This window comes from Niallia sp. WK069_GA_01, from assembly GCF_983173855.1.
Map to the genome: position 1 here is coordinate 4,646,395 of NZ_OZ470138.1, position 18,606 is coordinate 4,665,000.

The 18,606-nt window shown below is 35.2% G+C and carries 18 protein-coding genes and 1 pseudogene (1 of these 19 only partly in view); 4 read left to right on the forward strand and 15 right to left on the reverse strand.

Translation table 11 applies throughout. The annotated features are described in order from the left end of the window. Positions 1-158: 158 nt before the first annotated feature. The gene (gene proC, locus AC5LWL_RS21600) at positions 159-1,001 is read right to left on the reverse strand and encodes a pyrroline-5-carboxylate reductase (protein ID WP_493436223.1); all 843 of its coding nucleotides are present in this window, start codon (positions 999-1,001) and stop codon (positions 159-161) included. Positions 1,002-1,646: 645 nt separating this feature from the next. Here proC and AC5LWL_RS21605 point away from each other — a divergent pair. Then, complete coding sequence (locus AC5LWL_RS21605) at positions 1,647-2,828, forward strand: DUF4317 domain-containing protein (protein WP_493436224.1); 1,182 nt, start codon at positions 1,647-1,649, stop codon at positions 2,826-2,828. A 310-nt stretch (positions 2,829-3,138) separates the two neighbouring features. On the opposite strand, the gene AC5LWL_RS21610 is transcribed toward AC5LWL_RS21605, so the two are convergent. The 9 genes and pseudogenes from AC5LWL_RS21610 to groES all read right to left on the reverse strand — a co-directional run bounded on the left by AC5LWL_RS21610 (position 3,139) and on the right by groES (position 11,653). Beyond that, positions 3,139-3,504, reverse strand: coding sequence for a retropepsin-like aspartic protease (locus AC5LWL_RS21610; protein WP_493436225.1), 366 nt, complete (start codon positions 3,502-3,504; stop codon positions 3,139-3,141). A gap of 1,335 nt (positions 3,505-4,839) precedes the next feature. Continuing rightward, entirely contained in the window at positions 4,840-5,322 is a 483-nt protein-coding gene (tnpA, locus tag AC5LWL_RS21615; RefSeq protein WP_493434490.1) for an IS200/IS605 family transposase, read from the reverse strand. A gap of 195 nt (positions 5,323-5,517) precedes the next feature. Continuing rightward, on the reverse strand, positions 5,518-6,852 hold the full coding sequence (locus tag AC5LWL_RS21620; RefSeq protein ID WP_493436226.1) for an FtsW/RodA/SpoVE family cell cycle protein: 1,335 nt from the start codon (positions 6,850-6,852) through the stop codon (positions 5,518-5,520). Next, entirely contained in the window at positions 6,849-7,271 is a 423-nt protein-coding gene (locus AC5LWL_RS21625) for a PadR family transcriptional regulator (protein WP_493436227.1), read from the reverse strand. Before AC5LWL_RS21625 ends, AC5LWL_RS21620 begins: the two co-directional genes overlap by 4 nt. A gap of 3 nt (positions 7,272-7,274) precedes the next feature. Continuing rightward, positions 7,275-7,826 (reverse strand): sigma-70 family RNA polymerase sigma factor, encoded by a 552-nt coding sequence (locus tag AC5LWL_RS21630; RefSeq protein WP_493436228.1) that lies wholly within the window; start codon positions 7,824-7,826, stop codon positions 7,275-7,277. 155 nt (positions 7,827-7,981) lie between these two features. Next, positions 7,982-8,326: pseudogene (locus AC5LWL_RS21635) on the reverse strand (transposase); the annotation flags it as partial. An 81-nt stretch (positions 8,327-8,407) separates the two neighbouring features. Then, complete coding sequence (locus AC5LWL_RS21640) at positions 8,408-9,217, reverse strand: class I SAM-dependent methyltransferase (protein WP_493436229.1); 810 nt, start codon at positions 9,215-9,217, stop codon at positions 8,408-8,410. A gap of 438 nt (positions 9,218-9,655) precedes the next feature. Then, the gene (gene groL, locus AC5LWL_RS21645) at positions 9,656-11,290 is read right to left on the reverse strand and encodes a chaperonin GroEL (RefSeq protein WP_493436230.1); all 1,635 of its coding nucleotides are present in this window, start codon (positions 11,288-11,290) and stop codon (positions 9,656-9,658) included. 78 nt (positions 11,291-11,368) lie between these two features. Continuing rightward, positions 11,369-11,653, reverse strand: a complete 285-nt coding sequence (groES, locus tag AC5LWL_RS21650) for a co-chaperone GroES (protein ID WP_493436231.1) — start codon at positions 11,651-11,653, stop codon at positions 11,369-11,371. A 601-nt stretch (positions 11,654-12,254) separates the two neighbouring features. Between groES and AC5LWL_RS21655 the strand changes: the two genes are divergently transcribed. Both AC5LWL_RS21655 and AC5LWL_RS21660 read left to right on the forward strand, forming a co-directional pair. Further along, on the forward strand, positions 12,255-12,980 hold the full coding sequence (locus tag AC5LWL_RS21655) for a CPBP family intramembrane glutamic endopeptidase (protein WP_493436232.1): 726 nt from the start codon (positions 12,255-12,257) through the stop codon (positions 12,978-12,980). Beyond that, positions 12,981-13,190 carry a YdiK family protein gene (locus AC5LWL_RS21660; protein WP_493436233.1) on the forward strand — a complete coding sequence of 70 codons (210 nt, stop codon included), beginning with the start codon at positions 12,981-12,983 and terminating at the stop codon, positions 13,188-13,190. Between the two features lie 267 nt (positions 13,191-13,457). On the opposite strand, the gene AC5LWL_RS21665 is transcribed toward AC5LWL_RS21660, so the two are convergent. Continuing rightward, positions 13,458-14,111 carry a redox-sensing transcriptional repressor Rex gene (locus AC5LWL_RS21665; RefSeq protein ID WP_493436234.1) on the reverse strand — a complete coding sequence of 218 codons (654 nt, stop codon included), beginning with the start codon at positions 14,109-14,111 and terminating at the stop codon, positions 13,458-13,460. A 56-nt stretch (positions 14,112-14,167) separates the two neighbouring features. Beyond that, positions 14,168-14,659 (reverse strand): cyclic pyranopterin monophosphate synthase MoaC, encoded by a 492-nt coding sequence (gene moaC, locus AC5LWL_RS21670; RefSeq protein ID WP_493436235.1) that lies wholly within the window; start codon positions 14,657-14,659, stop codon positions 14,168-14,170. Between the two features lie 230 nt (positions 14,660-14,889). Between moaC and AC5LWL_RS21675 the strand changes: the two genes are divergently transcribed. Continuing rightward, a complete protein-coding gene (locus tag AC5LWL_RS21675) occupies positions 14,890-16,815 on the forward strand; it encodes an ABC-F family ATP-binding cassette domain-containing protein (RefSeq protein ID WP_493436236.1) in 1,926 nt (641 codons plus the stop codon). Positions 16,816-17,023: 208 nt separating this feature from the next. On the opposite strand, the gene tsaD is transcribed toward AC5LWL_RS21675, so the two are convergent. The 3 genes in view from tsaD to tsaB are tightly spaced (each overlapping or abutting the next) and all read right to left on the reverse strand, a layout consistent with a single transcriptional unit that may run on beyond the window. Next, the gene (tsaD, locus tag AC5LWL_RS21680; protein ID WP_493436237.1) at positions 17,024-18,043 is read right to left on the reverse strand and encodes a tRNA (adenosine(37)-N6)-threonylcarbamoyltransferase complex transferase subunit TsaD; all 1,020 of its coding nucleotides are present in this window, start codon (positions 18,041-18,043) and stop codon (positions 17,024-17,026) included. Then, entirely contained in the window at positions 18,043-18,489 is a 447-nt protein-coding gene (gene rimI, locus AC5LWL_RS21685; protein ID WP_493436238.1) for a ribosomal protein S18-alanine N-acetyltransferase, read from the reverse strand. Before rimI ends, tsaD begins: the two co-directional genes overlap by 1 nt. Continuing rightward, positions 18,476-18,606, reverse strand: partial view of a tRNA (adenosine(37)-N6)-threonylcarbamoyltransferase complex dimerization subunit type 1 TsaB gene (tsaB, locus tag AC5LWL_RS21690; RefSeq protein WP_493436239.1) — the final stretch only. 598 nt of this gene lie beyond the right edge of the window; the window shows 131 of its 729 coding nt (coding positions 599-729); its start codon lies beyond the right edge, outside the window; it ends in the stop codon at positions 18,476-18,478. Before tsaB ends, rimI begins: the two co-directional genes overlap by 14 nt.

Genomic DNA, 18,606 nt, shown 5'->3' on the forward strand with positions numbered 1-18,606 from the left:
ATTCTAACTGCTCCCTGCTAAAAAAGTGGAATCTGCTTTTTTCATAGGAGCTCTCCCTCTCTCTTTCTATGGGTGAGCAGTTGTGCTGTGGTTTTCAAAGACATATCAATCTATCTAGAAAATAACGTTACTTTTTATATGGCCTTTAAAGTAGGTAGCTATTTTGTGATGAGTTTTCCACCAAGTTCGTTGCTTATTTCTTTGGAGCGTTTTGCTGCATGAAAAACTGCTTGTGAAATAGCATCGCCGCCATTGTAGGTGTTTAGTGCCTGTAAGCCTGCTGCGGTCGTTCCGTTTGGTGATGTTACTTTTTTGCGAAGAACTGTCGGCGATTCCTTTGTTGTCATGACCATTTTTGCTGCTCCGTATATGGTTTGTGCGATAATTTCTCGAACCATCTCTTCACTCATGCCATTTTGTACTCCAACTGCTTCCATATTCTCCATTAGGTAATAGAAGTAAGCAGGTCCGCTTCCTGCAAGTCCTGTAAAAAGATCCATTTGTTCTTCGTCAATGATGAAGACTTTCCCCATGCATTCCAGTAGTTCTTTTACCGTTTCAATATTTTCTGATTCTGTATATTTTCCAGCAGATAACGCTGTTGCTGATTCTTGAATCATACTAGATGTATTTGGCATCACACGAACAACCTGCTGTTTCTCTTGAAGATGTTCTTCCATAAAATCAGTAGATATTCCCGCTAATACAGAAATAATCACTTGATTTGGCTTTAATTTATTTTTGATAGCAGATAACGCTTCTGCTGCTCCTTTTGGCTTCATTGCCAAGATAAACATATCTATTTTTTCAAATGGCAATTCCTCGTTTGAAATTGTATGGATACCATATTTATTGGTTAATTCCTGTCTTCTTTCGAAATTGCTTTTATTCGTTGCATAAATTCTTTCAGCAGGCATTTTGCCAGCTTCAATTACTCCTGCAATCATCGATTCAGCCATTGATCCTGCACCTAAAAAAGCTATCGTTTTATGTTCTAACAAGGCATATCCTCCTACTTGTTGTTTCTCGTTTTCCGCTCTGCATTTTTCAACGTTTTTTATCGTAACATGCTCGCAAATAGTTGCAAGGGAACATCACCAATTGATGAGGATAATGGCGAAATAGTGAATGTAAGGTTCCATTTAGCACCCAACCTCCCCATACCCCTAATAATCCTTTATTTTCGGATTATACGTGGAAATACAAGGGATAATATTGGAAGAAAATCTGACAAAATAAAACCTATTTAATACATATACACCTATTCCGTCATTTATTCGATTTGTTTGAAAAGGAGAGAATTTTCCCTTACAAACCAGAAAAGCGCAAGCGCGTTGAACAGCTCGGAAGAAATCTTATACTATCTACCTTATAAAAACTATTACCTCAGTTTTCACTAAATTTAACAGCACAAAAACCACTTCTAATTTATATAGGAAATGGTTTTTAACCCTATTATAGCGTACTGCTTTCTATTAAAACCCCTTAAGTTCTTTTCTATCTAATCCCCCCTGTAAAAAATGCCGTTCCCCTTTATTTTCTTATAATCCACAAAGTAAATATGGTAAAATAAATTGCTAGAAGTTAGAAAATATTTATATTTTTCCTAGAAATGCAATCGGGTTAGCTTAGGAGTGTAAAAAAACATGAACAAGAAAGATGTAGCAAATATTCGAAAACAATTTAAAATAAACAATGATTTACTTAGAATCTCTGACATTTTTAATGTGTATATCATGAAGGAATCAAGTGACATTTATCATTACCAAAGCCAGCCATTTGGCATGCTTGACCAAGATCAGCAAGAATTATTTTTGAATAACTTTAAAAAGCTGCTTGCTGGTCAATTGGATGAGAAGCTTTTTGAATTAAAGTTTCAAAGGGATGCTGAAAATAACAGTCAGCTTATTTTACACCAGGGATTACTTAGCAATGACGTAGATACTTGGAAAGAGCAAATGCTGCAAATGGTAGACAAAATGCTTGCAAGTAGACAATATGAGAAAGATATTGTTATCACATTCATTCACGGAGAATATTACAAGCCAACGAAACGCCGCAATGAAGAGAGCGAAATGGGTGGACGAGATGCGGTTTATTCCCATCCCTTTATTTTATGCAGCATAAATAATACACAAGAGCCAAAAAAAGAACTGCTTTTTGACTATGTAGAGAAAGAGTTTAAGTACAATATTGTAGTTGACCCAATTATTAACCTCCAATCTCCAATGGCAGGATTTCTCTTCCCTTGCTTTACAGACAATGCAGCAGATGTTAACCACATCCTGTATGCAGCAGGCAAGGTTCATGAACCAGATTACCAATTTATTGAAGAAGTATTAAATGGCGAAGAAATAATGACCGCCCAAGACGATAAAATAGTATTTGAAGAAATCATTAAAGACGTAACTGGAGATCAATTAAACACTTCCTCCCTCTCCAATGTCTATGAAGAAATTAATCGGATGATCGTAGAAAATGAAGAGGAAGAACAACCAAAATTAGATTCAAAAGACATCGAGCAAGTTCTAAAAATGAGCGGCCTTGAAGAGATAAGCTCAGAAAAGGTAGAAACTGCCTTCAAAAAAATTATTGATGATGACAAATATGAGATCAAGGCAAGTAACATCCTGCCAAAATTCACTTCCAAATCTATTAAAATCAGCACCAAAATTGCCAACATTTCAATTAGTCCACCAGATTTAAAGTACGTTAAACAAGTAGAATTAAGCGGAAAACGTTATCTGATGATCGAAGTGGAAGAAAATACAGTCATTGAAGGATTTACGATGATTCCGGAGGCTTTTGGAGAACGCTCAGAAGAATGATAAGATAAGTTGTTGGAAACTAAGGAAATTGATTAGTTTCCTAGCTTTCTGCTTTTGTAACAAATTTAGTAACTGATCTCGCCTTTCATTTGATAAAGAGGCTTCTCATAAGTTTAGTCAACTTATGAGAAGCCTCTTTAAAATTATCTATGTTAGCAAAATGTTAGAAATGGAAGTAATGATGCTGATTGTAAACTGACAACTTTAGTGTATATTTTACTTAGCGTTTTTATTTAGTGTACTTAAATAAGGACACTAAATCTCCCTTTCAAGCGGAATCTACTTTATAGATATTCTAAGTCTTTGCAAGTCAATAATAAGACCCGCTTCCTTCATGAAATGAAATGAAATCAAATCCGATAATACCATCAATATCAAGACCATAGTCCATCGAACCCAACTCAACGTTGAAGTTTTTAATTGCTAATTCTTCATGGATAGAGATTTGATCTATATTCTTTGTGTAAACAAACTCAAGTCCGCCGACTCCTTGAATGGTTTGTGTTATATCATTTGCTTCTGGTTTAACCCCTTTTTCCTCAAGTTTATTCACATTAAAGATGGTTCCAGCAGAGCCGCTATCAAGGAGAACATTTTCTAATTTTAAGCTCTGCCCGCGAAAAGTTACAGTAGCCTCTATAAATGGTAGTTCTGATAATTCTTTGATCTTTATCATATTTTTCTAAGACCTGTCCATTTTTTCTCCCGTATATCGAGATTATTTCTAGAGGTATGGAAAAAGTAAAGTTCACGGTTAGGCTTTTGCTTGTGTAATTCATGATGTCGCCGAAATGCCTCCATTGAGTCATCAAAAGAATCTATTACGGCTATTTCATCTACTATTCGATATTACTCTCTGAATGCGCTTTAATTGCCTCCATTACAACCCATTTATCTGGGTATGCTTTTCGAACTTGTTCCCATAACATTTGTACCACTTTGCGAAGTAATAACTTCTATATTCATTTTATCAAATATTTCATGCATTTATTTACCTCAAGAACACATACCCTTTAATATATCTTAATAACATTTCCATTTTTTTTATTATAAAATAGTTTTACTTTACATCTCTTTGTTACAATAACGAATTATTCGCTTTTAAGACGAGCAGAATGGACAATTGAATAAAAACAGATACAAAGCAAGGTCATTCAATGAAGTGACAGGACATTTCTACAGAAGGAGACTGTACCTGCAAGAAGAAAAATTGCTTGTATGTTTCTAAATGGGCATTTGTCGTTGATATCGGAATTGAACCAGTAACAGGTAAGCAAAAGCGGTTTTCCAATCAAAAAGGAGGCAGCTGCTTAGGATGGCAAAACTAAATCCTTATTTCACACCACTTTCATTAAGAATACACATACATCACTTCTTGCCGAAGCCAGTGTATCTCTTGAACAGATTATACACATACCTCGCTTTTGGCTGAAGCAGGAGTAGGTCTTGAAGAAATTATGAATCGACTCGGTCACCAAGATGATGACGTAACTAAAAAAGTATATTTTCATGTAACAAAGAAAATGAAGACAGAAGCTGCCGATAAATTTAGTGAATTAATGAAAAAACTCATATAGAATAACCAGTAGAAAGCAAAATATATTCATTTTGCTTTCTACATAAACATTTTTTAATTCTTATTTGAAAATGTAACTAATAAAAAAGAGTGGAATTTTAGGCTAACTCCTAAAATTCCACCCGTCATAACTTTGTGTATCACTATTATAATCTACTTGAGTATAATGCATCATTTATTGTAAAATTCAATTCCCTAGAAGAATTGAGACGCTTATTCCACAATCGCGCCATTTTATGGAATAACTAAATTTTTTCTCATTAATAAAACCAATTATTTCAATTACCGGTACTTTGAGATTAATCAAAACCACCCGTGATAACGGGTGGTTTGCTCTACGGCTGAAAGCCTTTGTTACTGACCAAACCCTAAAGGGCAACTGAATGGTTCGCCAAGTGTACTACTTCTACTGGCCAGACCTCAAAGGCCTTCTGCTTACTTTCGTCTCTTTTTCTTTACCTCTTCGCCTGTGAATGGATCCATGTATTCCATCATCGTTAATTGTTCTGCGACTATATCATCTTGAATTTGATTTCGTATATATTCTTCTATTACCTTTTTGTTTCTTCCAACTGTATCCACATAATATCCCGTACACCAAAATTTTCGGTTTCCATATTTGTATTTCAAATTTGCGTGACGATCGAATATCATCAAACTACTTTTTCCTTTTAAATATCCTACAAATGCTGACACACTTAACTTCGGTGGAATACTTACTAACATATGCACATGATCTTTACATGCTGTTGCTTCGATAATCTCTACACCTTTTCTTTCACATAACCTACGCAATATTTCCCCGATATCCTTTTTGATTTTCCCATAAATTACTTGTCTTCTATATTTCGGGGCAAACACTATGTGGTACTTACAATTCCATGTTGTGTGTGCTAAACTATTATTGTCTTTTGACATAAAAACTCCTCCGTATGCTGATATTTTGGTTGGCGAACCAAAAATATTTTAGCATCTCGGAAGAGTTTTTTTAATACCACGCTATAAGCTTTTTAGAACCCTAGGCCTAGCCTAGGGTTTTCTTTTCCATAAAAGAAAAAGGCGACAACTATTATTTAGCTGTCGCCCTTTTTCTCATCATTCCGATTTTTGACTTTAAATGTTTATATCATCTGCTATCGTGGGTTCTACAATATCCTTTCTTCGATAAACATTTAAAATGAGCCCTAAAACAGCAGCGTAAAAGAGGATTGCACTTCCTCCATAACTAATAAACGGCAGGGAAACTTCCATGATGGGCACGATTCCAAAGGCCATCAATATATTCCAAGTAGTAGGAACGGCAAATAATACAGCACCACCGATTACGATTAATCTCCCATAAAGATCTTTTGTTTTAAATGCATTATTTGAGATTCTTAAAATAAAAATCAGCAGAACCAAACAAAGAGCGATTCCGAATGTCCAACCAAGAGAATAGACGAGGATGGGGAAAGCAAAATCTGTATGTGATTCTGGCAACAATTGGAATTTGAAATCATTATTAAGTCCGTTACCGAACCATCCCGCTTCTGCAAGGACATTCCTAACGACCATATATATATATCCGGCTCCATTTGGATCGGCATTTGGGTTTATAAAAGTAGATAATCTAGTAAGAAAATAACTTTGGTGTGAGGTCGTAGTAATAATCATAATGATGAAGATGATACCAGCCACTAGATTTGATACGACTAGGTTGATAGCTAATTTCTTATGAACACGTGCAAATGTAAACATTCCTAGTAAACAGAAAAAGTAAATGACTCCAACCATAAAGTTTGGCACTAGCATGTAGAGCAATATGGGAATCCAAAATATAACAAGAAGAAATCCTTGTTTTCTCCAACTGCGAAACTCATTTATTTTGTTAAAAATACCGGCCCAAGCCAGGAAAAAGAAAAATAAACTCAATATAGTGCCATCGACCGTTAGGCCTGGAAGTGAAATCCATCTTTTTGCTCCGTTGACCGTATATCCAAATAAATAGAGATATACGTGAATGAACAAGCCGATAGCATAAAAGTGCATCCACCAATTTTTTGATTTTTGATAATTAAAGAAAAGAAACCCAATAATTACAAGAGCAGCTAAGGAGTACCAGATAGCTTGTCTCCCCATAATATGGGTGATTGATGATGAAAAACCAGGAATTCCACCAACTAACTGGAGAAAACTGATACTAGCAAAAATAACAAATAAAACAATTAGAATCCAATCCATTTTTGGCTTATGAAGGTGATTTAATTTCTCTCCAATAATAAATGGATTTCCCATTTCTTGAATGGCCTTTTCATCTGAATCTTCTTCAGAAAACCCTCTTTTTTTGTAAGATTGACTTAACTCTTGCAGATGATGAGTAAGCTCTTTAGTTATCCTGTTGTGGGCCTCCGTAGATTTGACTTTGGAAGTGACTTTGCTTAAAAATTCTTCAAATTTGGGAGAACTCATAAAGATGCCTCCGTTATGAAGGGATTAAGGGATAATCCTTGTTTATTGGTATCTTGTTTATGAGTAGCTAAGTATTTTTTACCTTTGGAGTTTAAAGAATAATATTTCTTGTTATTTATCCAATTTGAAGTAAGCACTTCTTTATTTTCTAATAGATGTAGCAGTGTATAAAGCTGCCCTTCATTTTTTTGGAAAGCAGATTCATTTTTTTGAAAAAGTTGGACGGAAATATTGTAACCATCCTTTGATTCATGCTGAACAGATTCTAATATAGCTATAATGGTTTCTGTATGAAATTGTGATTGCTGATTCGTACGAATGGCTTCACGCACGGCATTTTTTCTTTCATTAGAAAAAGAAAAATCCTTGAATATTGATTTTTCCATCGAACTCTTCAGGTTCTTAAATGCATCATTCATCTCCTAAACCTCCTCTATCATCTTGTCTTTTAATAATTCCTTCGCTCGCTTTAATCTCGTTTTTAATGTATTTATATTTACTGAAGTAATCTTGCTTATCTCTTTTAAAGACAGTTCTTCATAATAATGTAGAAATACGACTTCTCTGTACTTTAGAGGCAAATTCATGACGGCATTCGTTAAGCTATTTTCTTCACTATGCTTGATAACCTCCTCTTCCACCTGTTTTGACTTAGAAGGGATATGGTCAAATACTTTATTGCTAAGCGTTATTTTGCGATAATGCCAGCTTCTTAAATAGTCCTTACAATGATTACTCGCAATGCGATATAGCCAAGTTCTTATTGTTGACTGCTGATTAAATTGATTTAATTTTTCATAACACTTTATAAATATCTCTTGTGCTAAATCTTCTGCTATGGTTCGGTTTTTTACATATGTATATACAAGATGCAGGATATCATCGCTGTATTCACGCATTAATTGATCAATGATCTGCTCACGCTCATCCAGCATCGTTTCATCTGTCACCGCCAATTGATTTAGTTCATTCATCTAGTTGTCACCCCCTCATATATCTTAGACGAAGCTACCCTTCATTCGGTTTGAAAAATATAACTTTTTTATGATCGTCTGTATTCTAGAGTATAAGTGGAAAAAGGAACAACCTCTTTTCAGATTGTTCCAAAATGTTTGTAGGTAGGTTAGGGATGACTTTCTAAGAAATAAGTTTCATCTACTTCTACTATTCCTTCAAATGTGCCGATACTTTCTTTTGCAAGAGCAGACAACACTTTATTTCTCCAGTAAAAAGCAGTTACGTGAGTGATGCCAATTATTTCGGCAGTTTTACGAAGAGATAGCCCCTTCAACATACATTCAATAAATGCAATCCATTTGTCTACCTTTTTTGAACGATACATAGGAGAATTTGTTAAATCACAGCTAAATTTAAGACAATCTTTACACTTATAACGTTGGCGTCCATTTCGCTTACCATAAAGAACTACTGACATACTTCCACAATGACGACAATGATAACCGTGAGAAAACTTACTATATTATTAAATATTCAATTATTTTTAAAAAAACTTGAGAATATAAATTATCCTTAAGTCTTCCCCTTAATATTTAGCTCATTTCTTCCTTCCAATGTAGAGCAAGTGAGTTGAAATACCTAGAATGTAGGGGTCTGTTGCTTTTTCCTTAATTAAGTTTATAATTTCTTTCAGTTCATTCTCACCTTTGTTTTTCCAGTAACTCCAACTATCATTATTTAAAATGGCACCTACATTTGAGCCTATTAATTCTAAGCTTTCAAACCCTTGTTCTTCCATAAAAGGATTTATTTCATTAATATTAAAGTAATAAGCACCAGTAAATCTTCCTTCATCATCGTGATTAAAACATCCAGATTGTGAAAACTTTTGTATATTTTTCATGCTATTGTTCGGTTTCCAGTTTTCAGGGTATAAAAGTGAAGTTAATATGTGTCTGACTCTAGACATATATGCAACAAAAACAATTCCATTTTTTTTAGTAACTCTATGTAACTCCTTCATTGCTTTAATTCGGTCATTTTCTTCCTGTATGTGATACATAGGACCTAGCATTAATGAAGCGTCAAACTGTTTATTATTAATCATGTGAAGGTCTCTAGCATCAGCTTCAAAAAAGCCATTAAATTGCCCAATTAAATCAAGTTCCTGTGCTTTATTTTCAGCAATTTCAACAAACCTAGGTGTTAAATCTGTTAAAGTTACATTATATCCTTCTTTAGCCAGTTCAATGGAATATTTACCAGGTCCTGCACCATTATCAAGTATGCATCCTGTAATGGGTAAATATTTTTTTATATAGTGCCAATTTACTTGAAACTCAATCGGTTCACGCTCAAGTCTTCCCCACTCATCAAATTGATTGTAATAACTAATTATCTCCCTCATAAATTCCACCCTTTTTCTGTGTTTTAACCTTTAATTCGATAAAAGTAGATGAAAACCTTTGAATATATACAAAACACCCTATTTTCTCAAGTTAAAGCAATAACGTAAGAAGGACAGATTTAACAGCTCACCTTTTTATAAAAATTATTTTCTTCATTTAACTTTGTATTAATTAAACGAGAGAGAGAAAGGAGATCTACTCTTCATAAAACCAGAGTTTCTTTAATAACATTTGTAACCTTATAATCCATATATATAAACTTAACACTCGTCATTGTTCGAAAAAAATCTTTAAAAGGAAAATTTCAACAACACAAAAAGACTACCTCCTTGTTTTTAGGAAGTAGTCTTTTCTTTAGAAATAATTGATTAACGTGACCAGTTTTCAGTTTGGTCGGGAAATGCAATTAACCAGTTCTCGTTTAGGAGTGGTTAAATTTACATCATGCCGCCCATTCCACCCATGCCGCCCATATCAGGCATTGCAGGAGCTGATCCAGCTGGTTCTGGTTTGTCAGCTACTACTGCTTCTGTTGTTAAGAACATAGCAGCAACAGATCCAGCGTTTTGAAGTGCTGAACGTGTAACTTTTGTTGGGTCAACGATTCCGCTTTCGATCATGTTTACCCATTGACCGTTTGCAGCGTTGAATCCTGTTCCAACTGGCTCATGTTTTAAGCGCTCTACAATAACAGATCCTTCAAGACCAGCATTGTGTGCGATTTGACGAACTGGTTCTTCGATTGCGCGCAATACGATGTTGATACCAGTTGCTTCGTCGCCTTCTGCTTCGATAGCAGCAATTTTATTGTATACGTTAAGAAGTGCTGTTCCACCACCTGCTACGATACCTTCTTCTACAGCAGCACGAGTAGAGTTTAATGCATCTTCAATACGAAGTTTACGTTCTTTTAATTCCGTTTCAGTAGCTGCTCCAACTTTTACTACTGCTACTCCGCCTGCAAGTTTAGCAAGACGTTCTTGTAGTTTTTCACGGTCAAATTCAGAAGTTGTTTCTTCCATTTGAGCACGGATTTGGTTGATGCGAGCAGCGATTTGTTCTGAATCGCCAGCACCTTCTACAATTGTTGTGTTCTCTTTTGTAACAACAATTTTTGCAGCACGGCCTAGAGAGTCAATCGTTGCAGATTTAAGATCTAAACCTAAATCTTCAGTAATTACTTCTCCGCCAGTAAGAATAGCAACATCTTCTAACATTGCTTTACGACGGTCTCCAAATCCAGGAGCTTTAACTGCTACTGCAGTAAATGTTCCACGAAGTTTGTTCACTACTAATGTAGCGCTTGCTTCGCCTTCCACATCTTCAGCAACAATTAATAATGGTTTGCCTTGTTGTACTACTTGCTCAAGTACTGGCAGGATTTCTTGGATATTAGAAATCTTTTTATCTGTAATTAAGATATAAGGATTGTCTAGAACAGCTTCCATTTTATCTGAATCTGTAACCATGTAAGGAGATACATATCCACGATCGAATTGCATACCTTCAACCACATCTAATTCAGTAGTGAAGCCTTTTGATTCTTCAATTGTGATAACACCATCGTTGCCAACACGTTCCATTGCTTCTGCAATAATTTGGCCGACTTCTTCATCAGCAGCTGAGATTGCAGCAACTTGTGCAATGGATGCTTTGCCTTCAATTGGTTTTGAAATAGCTTTAAGCTCTGTAATTGCAGTAGAAATTGCTTTATCCATCCCTTTGCGGATACCCATTGGGTTAGCTCCAGCAGTAACGTTTTTTAATCCTTCACGGATCATTGCTTGTGCAAGTACTGTTGCAGTAGTTGTTCCGTCACCTGCAACATCATTTGTTTTGCTAGCAACTTCTGCTACTAGTTTTGCACCCATGTTTTCAAATGCATCTTCTAGTTCAATTTCTTTTGCAATTGTTACGCCATCATTTGTAATAAGTGGAGAACCATACTTTTTCTCTAATACAACGTTGCGTCCTTTAGGTCCAAGTGTTACTTTAACAGCATTCGCAAGTGCGTCCACACCACGGAGCATGGAACGACGTGCTTCTTCACTAAATTTAATGTCTTTAGCCATTTTGTAAAGCCTCCTCGAATTTTTTATCTATTTTCTTTCATTTATGTTTTTTTCCATCAATCTTTACGTTATTTGATATTAGCCTACGATTGCTAAAATATCACTTTCGCGAAGAATTAAATATTCTTTTCCTTCATACTTCACTTCTGTTCCAGAATATTTTGAGAAGATGATGCGATCATCAACAGAAACTTCAAGATCGATTCGCTCGCCGTTATCTAATACGCGGCCAGTACCTACAGCTACTACTTTACCTTCTTGAGGCTTCTCTTTAGCAGAGTCTGGTAACACAATACCACTTGCAGTTTTTTCTTCTGTTTCAACAAGCTCGATAATTATACGATCTCCTAATGGCTTTAACAAGTGAAACAACCTCCTCAAATAATATGTAATTGATTTATTATTTATTAGCACTCGTTTCCCTTGAGTGCTAACACAAGTATTATATTAATTAATCTTCTTCCATTTTGCAAGAGTCACGCCTTATTTTTTACAAATTTCATTCTTTTCACCTTAATTTGCCTTTAAAGAGTATATACTACTTCTTTTGTTTTATTCATTTATTCTTTTTAATAGCTTCTATTTGAAACATATAGCTACTTATTAGTACAATAAAGAGTATGAATATTTTCTTTCGCTTGTTCATTAAGAAAGTGTATGTAAACAGAACTGCATATTTCTACTAATTATCTTATAGTGCGTGTTCAAAAAGGAGGATAAAAAGGACCAAGAAGTTCAAGGCGGCTTCACTTTGAGCATCGCCCTTTCACAGGATGTGATGACTTCCACGTTGCTCATAGGACGTGAGCGTTTTTAGTGGAAGATCCTCTAGTTGATACGTGAGAAGCGGAAAAGTGAAGCCAACGAAGAAATTCGACGTGTCATTTTTACCGGACTTTTTGAATAACCTCTTATATGTTAAAACAATAAGGATAAATGCATTACTAAAAGGAGCATATTATAAGTGAAAAAGGAATATTGGATTATCTTACTTGCATATATCGGCATGCAGTTCTCATCTCTTATCGGACTGCCTCTTATTTATTTAATCGGATCATTATTTGGGTATCAAAAAGAAGCTATCCAGTTACCTGGAGTAGTCATTTGGCTCTTATTCAGCTTTGCTGTTACGTTAATTATTACCTTGGTGCTATTGCGCAAAGAAGTGACCACTCCTCTTCGCAATGAAGCTGCAAATATCAGTACTTCCATTGGTTGGGCGATTGGGGGAATTTTTCTTTCCTTATTTGCACAAAGCATGGCAGGCATGGTTGAAAATTTATTTGGCATCAATGCTGGTTCGGAAAATACAGCACGTTTAATGAAAATAGTGGAGTTTTCGCCAATAATCATCATCGTAATCAGTATAATTGGCCCCATATTAGAAGAGATTGTTTTTCGGAAAATTATATTTGGTGCTTTATACAAGCGTTTAAATTTCTTTTTATCGGCATTAATCAGTTCCGTGATTTTTGCAATTGCACATAGCGAGCTTGTTCATATTCTTTTATATACAAGCATGGGATTTACCTTTGCCTTTTTATATGTAAAAACGAAAAGAATTCTTATCCCTATTTTTGCGCATGTATCCATGAATACACTTGTCGTTATTATTCAGTTAAATCAAGAGCATTTACAAAAATGGTTAGAGCAATCAAACCAGATTTCACATTTTATTGGAGGATTTTAGATGAGGCAATCTGCTTTACTTTCAGGGTTTTTATATATCTTATTAGGGGCATTATTTACATATTTCGCTATCCAGAATATCCAAACAAATAAGGAGTGGGGTTTTCTTACATATGTGTTAATCTTACTAGCAACATTTGATATTGGTTCAGGCATCAGGCTTATCGCTTTTCATTATTTTGTCAAAAAAAAGCCAAAAAATAAAAAATAAGCTTATAGTGCGTGTTCAAAAAGGACCGAGAAGTTCGAGGCGGTTTGCTCCCGAGCATCGGCCTTTCACAGGATGTGGTGACTTCCGCGTTGCTCACAGGACGTGAGCGCTTTTAGTGGAAGATCCTTTCGTTTTGAATACGTGAGAAGCGGAGAAGCAAACCAACGAAGAAATTCGATGTGTCATTTTTACCGGACTTTTTGAACAACCTCTTATACAAAAGAGCAGGCAGCTTGAGGCGTATTCACATAAGAATACGCCTTTTTATTATTCATCCACAGCCTGAGTAGGATAATGCTTTAAAAAGTAAACAAGGGACTGCAGTTCCACAGCTAAATCAATATGATGGATTCTTACATTAGAAGGTACACTTAATCTAGCAGGAGTAAAATTAAGAATTCCTTTTATAGAACTATTTACCAAACGATCTGTAATTGTCTGAGCAACAGTTGCCGGAACCGTTAGGATAGCTACTTGAATGTCATTTTCTCTAATTACCTTTTCCAAATCATCCATATGATAAATAGTGACATCACTGATTTTTTCATTTACTTTATCTTCTACAATATCAAATGCGACTTCAATTTTTGTATTATTATTTTTCAAAAAATTATATTTTAAAAAGGCTACACCTAAATTACCAACACCTATTAATGCTACTTTTGTCAACTCATCTTGGTCCAATGTTTTGCGGAAAAAAGAAAGTAAATAATTCACATTATACCCGTATCCTTTTTTTCCTAATGCGCCAAAATAAGAAAAGTCTCTTCTAATTGTTGCAGAATCAACCTTAACTGCTTCACTTAATTCAGCAGAAGAAACACGCTGCTTCCCTGAAGAATGTAAGTTTTTTAAAAATCGATAATATAATGGTAACCGCTTGGCAGTTGCTTGCGGAATCTTCATTACCTCATTACTCATGCTTATCCCCTACCTGTTTTATTTAACTTCTTTTTATCCATTTTTTATTTAGATGACTATTCATCTATTCTTTTAAAATCACCATTTTTGCCACCGGCTTTTTCTATTAAGTAAGTTTTGCCAATTTCCATTCCTTTATCAATACTTTTACACATATCATATACAGTTAACGCAGTAACAGAAGCAGCTGTTAAGGCTTCCATTTCTACACCTGTGCTTCCCACTGTTTTTACTTTCACCATAATCGCCAAAGTATAATATTGGAACTCTTCTTCTTGCCATGTATATGAAATATCTAGACCTGTTAAAGGAATGGGGTGACACATCGGGATAAGATCAGATGTTTTCTTAGCTGCCATAATACCTGCAACCTGGGCAACCGCTAAAACATCTCCTTTTTTTATTGTTTGCTTCGTTATTTTTTCATATATTTCTTGATTTACTTTAATACTAGATTTCGCTATTGCAGTGCGAACGGTTTCATGTTTATTGCTTATATCTACCATATTCGCTCTACCATCTTTGTTAAAGTGTGAAAATTCACCCATTTAAAACACCTCTATGCAAAATGATACACTATTTTTCCTATAATGTGTATTTATTATCCTTTATTTCTATCCTATCCTATCTCAAGAGAATTAAAGGGTATCCACATGTAAAGAAAATGAAGAAAAAATGGATAAATTATTCAAGTTCCACATAGAGAAATTTCACCTTTATTGCAGTATTGCTTCCCTTTAGGTTACACTTAATATACATATCATCTGAGGTGAAGCAAATGATCTTATTACAAGTAAATCAGTTATCCAAATACTTTGGAGCTGATCTTATCTTATCGAATATAAAATTAGAAGTACAAACTAGGGATAGAATAGCACTTGTCGGCAGAAATGGTGCAGGAAAATCAACCCTTTTAAAAATGATAGCTGGTCATTTATCCTATGATTCTGGAGAAATAATTAAACCTAAAAACGTACAAATCGGCTACCTCGCCCAAAATACTGGTCTTGAATCCACTTTATCCATATGGGAAGAAATGCTTACTGTATTTAAAGCAGTACAAGCACAAGAGGCCGAACTTAGAAAATTAGAATCCTTAATGTCAGACCCTGATATCATTGCACAAACAAATACCTTTGAAAAAATTCTGAAAGAGTATGATAAATTACAATTTGACTTTAAAGAAAGCGGCGGTTATCAATATGAAGCAGATATCCGTTCTGTTCTACATGGCTTAAATTTCAGCTCTTTTGATTATAACACAAAGATTTCCAGTTTAAGCGGTGGGCAAAAAACAAGACTCGCCCTTGCGAAATTATTATTAACCACACCAGATATTTTAATTTTGGACGAACCTACCAATCACTTAGATATTGAAACATTATCTTGGTTAGAACAATATTTACAAGGATATAAAGGAGCTGTTCTGATCGTATCTCATGACCGCTACTTCCTTGATAAAGTAGTAACACAAGTGAATGAATTATCCAGACATCATATTCAGAAATTCATCGGGAATTATAGCTCTTATCTTGAACAAAAAGCAGAAAATTATGAACGAGAAATGAAGCTTTATGAAAAACAGCAAGATGAAATTGCAAAATTGGAATCCTTTATCCAAAAGAATTTAGCACGTGCCTCAACTACAAAACGAGCACAAAGCAGACGAAAAAAACTAGACCGGATGGATCGAATGGATCGTCCTGACGGAGAAGAAAAGTCTGCCACGTTTGGTTTTGATATAGCAAAACAGAGTGGCAATGATGTTATAAAGGTAAAGGATTTATCCATTGGATATGATAAAGAAGAAATAGTTGCAGAAAATATTGATTTCCAAATCAATCGCGGGGACAGTATTGCATTGGTAGGACCAAATGGTGTGGGGAAATCTACCTTATTAAAAACAATAATCTCTAAAATTCCAAACTTTTCTGGATCCATTTCTCTTGGCTCTAATGTGATGATAGGTTATTACGATCAAGAACAGGCAGAGCTTTCTTCTAATAAAAGAGTATTAAATGAACTATGGGATGAATTTCCCCTTAAATCTGAAAAGGAAATAAGAACCGTACTTGGAAACTTCTTATTCTCTGGTGACGATGTTCTTAAAATCGTACATTCTTTAAGCGGTGGAGAAAAAGCTCGCCTCGCTTTAGCAAAATTAATGATGGAACGCACAAATCTTTTAATATTAGATGAACCGACTAACCATCTTGACTTAGACAGCAAGGAAGTATTAGAAAACGCCTTGATTGATTTTCCTGGAACCATTCTATTTGTATCACATGATAGATATTTCATTAATAGAATTGCTACAAAGGTAATAGAGCTGCAACGTGAAGGCTCTACTGAATTTTTAGGTGACTATGATTATTATGTGGAGAAAAAACTAGAACAAGAGGAACTACAAGAACTGGCGAATGCTGCAGTTAGCAAAGAAGTAATCATAGAAACAGATAAAAATTCCTATCAATTAGATAAAGAAGCAAAAAAATTGGAACGACAGCGTTTAAGAAGAATTGAAGAAATTGAAAAGTTGATTGAAGATCTAGAACAAAAGGCTGCTGATAATGAACAATTACTTTGTGAACCAGCTGTTTTTCAAGATCACGAAAAGGTGTTTGAACTTACAAAGGATACCGAAGCATATAAAAATCAAATAGAACAGCTTATGGAAGAATGGACGGAATTATCAGATAAGTAAAAAGAACTGGATAGATTTCTATCCAGTTCTTTTTTTCCACATTTTTATACACAGGACAATAGCTATTATACTAGCTTTCCACATGTTTATTCACATTATCCACAATTAAATGCGAATTAATCCACATTATCCACAGTTTTCTAAATTTTTTCACTATTATCCACAATAAAAACCCCTGTTGCTTACAGGGATTTAGTCCTACCTCTCATTAATTGTGGATAGTTATATCCAGACCTGGATTACCGTTCAAATTCAACCCTGCCCTTTGGCCTTTTTGATAAAAAACAGTTCCGGCAGCAGCAATCATTGCTGCGTTATCTGTGCATAAGGATAACGGCGGAATACTAAGCTTAACTTCAGGCAATAACTGAAAAGCTTGATCTAGTGCTGTACGAAGTCCTTTATTGGCTGCTACTCCTCCTGCTAAAAGCACCTGCTTAACAGCAAATTCCTTTGTTGCCTGTACCGTTTTCGAAACAAGGACCTCTACGACACTTGCTTGGAAGCTTGCTGCAAGATCCTCTGGCTTAATGGTTTCTCCTCGTTGTTCCGCATTATGCACAGTGTTGATAACTGCTGATTTTAATCCACTAAAGCTAAAATCATACGTACCATCAATCCAGGCACGAGGCAATTTAATAGTTGGCTCTCCGCTTTGAGCTAACCTATCAATATGAGGGCCTCCAGGGTATGGTAAGTTCAATGTACGTGCCACTTTATCATAAGCTTCTCCCGCAGCATCGTCCCTTGTCTCTCCTATCACTTCAAAATGCCCCTGTTCTTTCATATAAACTAACTCAGTATGTCCACCAGAAACAACTAACGCGAGTAACGGAAATTCCAAGTTATCAACAAGCTGATTGGCATAAATATGTCCGGCAATATGGTGCACCCCCACAATGGGGATATCATGTGCAAAACTTATCGCTTTCGCAGCATTTACTCCTATTAATAACGCTCCAACAAGCCCTGGCCCCTCTGTTACTGCTATTGCCTGTAAATCTTCATATGCTATATTTGCCTGATTGATTGCTTCTTCTATTACTAAAGTTATTTGCTCTACATGATGTCTAGATGCAATTTCAGGGACAACCCCCCCAAATCGTTTATGACTTTCAATTTGAGACGCAACCACATTTGAAAGAATTTCTGTTCCATTTTTCACTATTGATACAGCTGTTTCGTCACAGCTCGTTTCGATTCCTAGTACCAAGATATCATTTGTCATTATATTTTCACCCACATTACTAATGCATCTTCTTTATTATCGGTATAGTAGCTTTTTCTGATTGCTCCATCTTGAAAACCTAATTTTCTATACAAATTTTGAGCCACTTTATTGGAAACTCTTACTTCTAATGTCATCGTAACGGCTCCCTTATTTTTTGCTTGCTGGATAATACTTTTTAACAGTTTTTCTCCTAGTTTTTTTCCTCTGAATTCTTGCAAAACAGCAATATTTGTTATATGAGCTTCATCTACTACAATCCATACTCCACAATAGCCCACTAAATGCTTTTCATGCTCTATTACCATATAGGAAGCAAAACGATTTTGTGTTAATTCATTATAGAACGCCTCTTTGCTCCACGGAGTAGTAAAAGACATCATTTCAATTTTATATACCTCTTCAATATCTTCGACTCTCATTTGTCGAAAATCAAAATTTTCCATTACCCAAGTCTTCCTTTTTACCTTTTTTATTTGCTTCCAACCAATTCGCCTCTGCTTCTGCCAAACGAATATATTCAGGAATGAAGGTATGTACTTCTTTCTCTTCCTTTTGATTTC

Bases quoted from the DNA above. Each gene is read 5' to 3' on its own strand.
- AC5LWL_RS21605 (WP_493436224.1), top strand. From the start codon at position 1,647: ATGAACAAGAAAGATGTAGCAAATATTCGAAAACAATTTAAAATAAAC.
- AC5LWL_RS21610 (WP_493436225.1), bottom strand. From the start codon at position 3,504: ATGATAAAGATCAAAGAATTATCAGAACTACCATTTATAGAGGCTACT.
- tnpA (WP_493434490.1), bottom strand. From the start codon at position 5,322: ATGTCAAAAGACAATAATAGTTTAGCACACACAACATGGAATTGTAAG.
- AC5LWL_RS21620 (WP_493436226.1), bottom strand. From the start codon at position 6,852: ATGAGTTCTCCCAAATTTGAAGAATTTTTAAGCAAAGTCACTTCCAAA.
- AC5LWL_RS21625 (WP_493436227.1), bottom strand. From the start codon at position 7,271: ATGAATGATGCATTTAAGAACCTGAAGAGTTCGATGGAAAAATCAATA.
- AC5LWL_RS21630 (WP_493436228.1), bottom strand. From the start codon at position 7,826: ATGAATGAACTAAATCAATTGGCGGTGACAGATGAAACGATGCTGGAT.
- AC5LWL_RS21640 (WP_493436229.1), bottom strand. From the start codon at position 9,217: ATGAGGGAGATAATTAGTTATTACAATCAATTTGATGAGTGGGGAAGA.
- groL (WP_493436230.1), bottom strand. From the start codon at position 11,290: ATGGCTAAAGACATTAAATTTAGTGAAGAAGCACGTCGTTCCATGCTC.
- AC5LWL_RS21660 (WP_493436233.1), top strand. From the start codon at position 12,981: ATGAGGCAATCTGCTTTACTTTCAGGGTTTTTATATATCTTATTAGGG.
- AC5LWL_RS21665 (WP_493436234.1), bottom strand. From the start codon at position 14,111: ATGAGTAATGAGGTAATGAAGATTCCGCAAGCAACTGCCAAGCGGTTA.
- moaC (WP_493436235.1), bottom strand. From the start codon at position 14,659: ATGGGTGAATTTTCACACTTTAACAAAGATGGTAGAGCGAATATGGTA.
- AC5LWL_RS21675 (WP_493436236.1), top strand. From the start codon at position 14,890: ATGATCTTATTACAAGTAAATCAGTTATCCAAATACTTTGGAGCTGAT.
- tsaD (WP_493436237.1), bottom strand. From the start codon at position 18,043: ATGACAAATGATATCTTGGTACTAGGAATCGAAACGAGCTGTGACGAA.
- rimI (WP_493436238.1), bottom strand. From the start codon at position 18,489: ATGGAAAATTTTGATTTTCGACAAATGAGAGTCGAAGATATTGAAGAG.